2 protein-coding genes are annotated in these 4,453 nt (G+C 77.8%); both read right to left on the reverse strand.

Going from position 1 to position 4,453, the window contains the following annotated elements; all coding sequences use genetic code 11:
* Positions 1-4,026 (reverse strand): non-ribosomal peptide synthetase (locus HCK00_RS26540; protein WP_168104591.1); only part of this gene is annotated, 4,026 nt, incomplete at its 3' end.
* Positions 4,027-4,173: 147 nt separating this feature from the next.
* The coding region (locus HCK00_RS26545) for a hypothetical protein (RefSeq protein ID WP_168104592.1) at positions 4,174-4,453 on the reverse strand (280 nt) is incomplete at its 5' end.

Genomic DNA, 4,453 nt, shown 5'->3' on the forward strand with positions numbered 1-4,453 from the left:
GGCCCCACCGGCCCCACCGACCGGACCAGAGCAATCACCTGACACACCGGCACCCCCGCACCACCGCGCCACCGCACCCGCCAGCCCCGCCAGCAACACCTCCCGCACCCCACAGTGGAAGGCCGCCGGAACGGCGTTGACCAGCGCGGCGGCCCGCTCTGGGGGCAGGGTCCAGGAGTGGTGGCACAGGGTGGCCGCGGTGTCCCGGACCGGGTCCGGGGCGGGCAGCCCGGGCGTGTCCCGCTCGGTGCCCTCGCCCAGCAGGGCCGTCCACGCGTCGAGTTCGGCGGTCCGCTCCGCCGAGAGGGCCTCGGCGGCCAGGGTCTCGGACCAGCGGCGGAAGGAGGTGCCCGGGGCGTCGAGGGCCGGCGGCCGGCCCGCCACCGCGGCCTCGTACGCGGTTCGCAGGTCCGGCAGGAGGATCCGCCAGGACACCCCGTCCACCACGAGGTGGTGCACGGCCAGGACCAGCCGGCCGACATGCTCCGGGCCGGCGTCCAGCCACACCAGGCGCACCATCCGGCCGGCCGTGGGGTCCAGCGCGCGGGCCGCCTCGCGCGCCGCGTCCGCCGCGAGGCGGTCCAGCTCCTGCGGTGTGGCGCCGGTGGCGTCCGTGCGGAGCAGCACGCCGGCCGGGTCCACGGAGTCCGGGGCCCCGGCGGCGAGCACCGGGCCGCCGTCCCGGGCCGTGACCCGGGCCCGCAGCATCGGGTGGGTGGAGAGCAGGGCGCCGGCCGCGGTGACCAGGGCGTCCCGGTCCAGGGCGGGCGGGGCGCCGACCACCGCCCACTGGGCGAAGCCGGGCCGGGTGGCGTGGGTGCCCAGCTCCCGCATCACCGGTGTCCACGCCACGGGGCCCTCGCCGCTGTCCCGGACGCCGGGGCCGTCACCGGCGGTGTCCACGGGGCGGGCCACCCGGGCCAGCCGTTCGGGGGTCTTCTCCTCGAAGACCTGGCGCGGGGTGAGGACCAGCCCGGCCCGGCGGGCCCGGGCGACGAGCTGCATGGAGGAGATCGAGTCCCCGCCGAGGGAGAAGAAGCCGTCCTCGGCGCCGGCCCGGGCCAGGCCCAGCACCTCGGCGAAGAGGCGGCACAGCGTCTCCTCGACCGGTGTGCGGGGCGCGCGTCCGGTCGACCGGCCCGCGAAGTCGGGCGCCGGCAGGGCCTCGCGGTCCACCTTGCCGTTGCGGGTGACGGGCAGCGCGTCCAGGACGACGACCGCGGCGGGCACCAGGTACTCGGGGAGCAGCCCGGCGAGGTGGTCGCGGACGGCGTCCCCCGTCAGGGCCGGCCGCCCGCCGCCGGTGCCGTCCGGCACCACGTAGCCGACGAGGCGCCGTTCGCCGGGCCCGTCACCGCGGGCGACCACCACGGCCTGCCCCACCGCCGGGTGCGCGGCGAGCACGGCCTCGGCCTCGCCGGGCTCCACCCGGAAGCCGCGGATCTTCACCTGCGCGTCCACCCGCCCGGCGAACAGAAGTTCACCGTCGTCGGTCCAGCGGACCAGGTCGCCCGTGCGGTACATGCGCTCGCCCGGCGCGAACGGGCAGGCCACGAACCGTTCGGCGGTCGCCGCCGGCCGGTCCCGGTAGCCGCGCGCCAGGGCGGCTCCGGCCACATACAGTTCGCCGTTCACACCCGGCGGGACAGGCTGGAGGAAGGCGTCCAGGACGAACACCCGCCGGCTGGGCAGCGGCCGGCCGATGGGCAGCACCGACCCCACCGCCTCACCGGGCCGCCACACCCGCCAGGTCGCGCACAGGGTGGTCTCCGTGGGCCCGTAGAGGTGGCGCACGGTGACCTCCGGGCAGACCTCGCGCACCCGGGCGACCGCGCCGACGGGGACGACGTCCCCACCGGTCAGCACCTCGCGCAGCCCGGAGAAACACCCCGGGTCCTCGCCCGCCAGCACCCGGAAGGAGCCCGCGGTGACGTGGAGCCGGGTCACCCCGCCGGCGATGTGCCGCCGCACCTGCTCGGCGTCGACGGTCTCCGGCCCGGCGAGGACGACCCGCGCCCCGTGGGCCAGCGGCACCCAGATCTCGAACAGGGACACGTCGAAGGCGTGCGGGGCGTGCATCAGCACCGCGTCGTCCGCGGCCACCGCCCAGTCCTCCTCCGCCACCAGGGCCGCGACGCTGCCGTGCGGCACGGCCACCCCCTTGGGGGTCCCCGTCGAACCGGAGGTGTACATCACGTAGGCGAGGTCGTCCGCGCCGGGCGGCGGGGCCACCGGGCCCGCCTCGGCCGCGCCCGCCCCGGGCGTGCCCGGGTCCCCGCCCGGGCCGTCGAGGACGAGCACCGGCGCGGTGGTGTCCGCGGGGAGGGCGCCCCGGGTGGCGCCGGTGCACACCACGGCCGCCGGCGCGGCGTCCGCGAGCACCCACCCGACCCGCTCCACCGGGGTGCCCGCGTCCACCGGGACGTACGCCGCGCCCGCCCGCCAGACGCCGAGCAGCACGGCAGGCAGTGCGGCCGTCCGTTCCATCACCACCGCGACGCGGTCGCCGCGCCCCACCCCGGCACGGGCCAGCCGGGCCGCCAGGACACCGGCGTCCCGCTCCAGTTCCCGGTAGGTGAGGGTCCGGCCGCCGGTGGTGACGGCCACCGCCTCCGGCGCGCCGGCGGTGCGTTCCGCGATCAGCTCCGGCACGGTGGCCGCGGGTGGCTCCCCCGCGGTGGCGCTCCACCCCTCCAGCACCAGGCCGCGCTCGGGCCCGTCCAGCACCCCGATCCGTCCCACCGGCAGCGCCGGGTCGGCGGCCATCCGCTCCAGCACCCGCAGCAGCCGGCCGAAGACCGACGCGGCGGCGTCCCGGTCGAACAGGTCCGGGCGGTAGTCGAGCTTGCAGCGCATCGGCTCACCGGGTGCCACCACGAGGGTCAGCGGATAGTGCGCGGCCTCCCGCCCCTCGGCGAAGCGGACGGCGAAGGTCCCCGGCGCCGGGGGCCCGGCCGGGGGACGCGGGTAGTTCTCGTAGACCACGAGGGTGTCGAAGACCGCGCCCGGTCCGGCGAGCGCCTGGATCTCCGGCAGTCCCAGATGCTGGTGCGCCAGCAGCGCCGACTGCCGCTCCTGCACCCCGGCCAGCAGGTCCGCCACCGGCTGCGCGCCGTCCAGCCGTACCCGCACGGGCAGGGTGTTGATGAACAGGCCGACCATCGACTCGACCCCGGGGAGGTCGGCGGGGCGGCCGGCGACGGTCGCGCCGAACACCACGTCGGTACGGCCGGCGAGCCGGGCCAGGAGCAACGCCCAGGCGCCCTGCACCACGGTGTTGACGGTGAGGCCCTGGCTCCGGGCGAAGCGGGCGAGGGTCCGGCCGAGTTCCTCCGGAACCTCCGCGATCAGGCTCTCCGGCGTCACGGGCAGCCGGCCCGGGTCGGCCGGGGCGACGAGGGTCGGCTCGTCCGCGCCGGCCAGTTCGGCGCGCCAGGCGGCCCGCGCGGCGTCCTTGTCCTGCCGGGCGAGCCAGGCGAGGTGGTCGCGGTAGGAGGCCACGGGCGGCAGCACACCGGCGTCGCCGCCCGCCGCGTACACGGCGGAGAGCTCCCGGAGGAGCACCGGCACGGACCAGCCGTCCATGAGGACGTGATGGCTGGTGATCACCAGCCGGTGGCGCTCCGCGCCGGTACGGATCAGCAGCAGCCGCAGCAGCGGCGCGGTGGCGAGGTCGAACCGCTCGGCGCGCTCCCGTTCGGCGAGCCGCTCCGTCTCGGCCGCCGCGCCGTCCGCGGGGAGTGCGGATACATCGGCCTCCCGCCAGGGCAGCACGGCGTGGCGGGCGACGACCTGGACCGCGTCCCCCGACCGGCGGCGGCGGAAGGCCGCCCGCAGCGCGGCGTGCCGGGCCAGCAGCGCCTCCCACGACCTGCGCAGCAGGCCCGCGTCGACGGGGCCGAGCAGGTCGAGCGTCCGCTGCCCCTGGTAGACGTCGGGTCCCCGGTCGTCGAAGGCGGCGTGGAACAGCAGCCCTTCCTGGAGCGGCGACAGCGGCCACACGTCCTCGACTGCGGATCGGGTCATCGCTTCTCTCTCCTCGGGCGACATGGGGCGAGCGGATGGGCTGGTGCGGCGGCGACGGGCCCCCGGGGGCGCGCACGCGCGGGGCCGGTCGGGGAAGGGCGTGGGACGGTGCGGGCGGTGCGGGTGGTGCGCCGGAACAGCGGCTGATCAGGGCAGGTCGCCGGCGAACCCGGATTCGAGTTCGTCGACCTCGTCCTGGGCCAGGTCGAGGAGCGGGAAGTCGGACGCCGTGTGGCCGCCGGCGGCGGGGTCCTCGGTGTGGGCGGCGAGCCCGGCGAGCATCTCCAGCCACGACCGGCCCAGGCGCTCGGCCTCCGCCGCACCGAGGACGGCGGACGGCCGGCCGAGCGTGACCGTGAGCTCCGGCCCCTCCGGGCCGTCCTGGACGAACGCGCCGGCCTCGACGGTGTGCCCGACGGGCATGGCC

Origin of the sequence: Streptomyces zingiberis (assembly GCF_012034935.1) — a bacterium.
GTDB lineage: Bacteria > Actinomycetota > Actinomycetes > Streptomycetales > Streptomycetaceae > Streptomyces > Streptomyces zingiberis.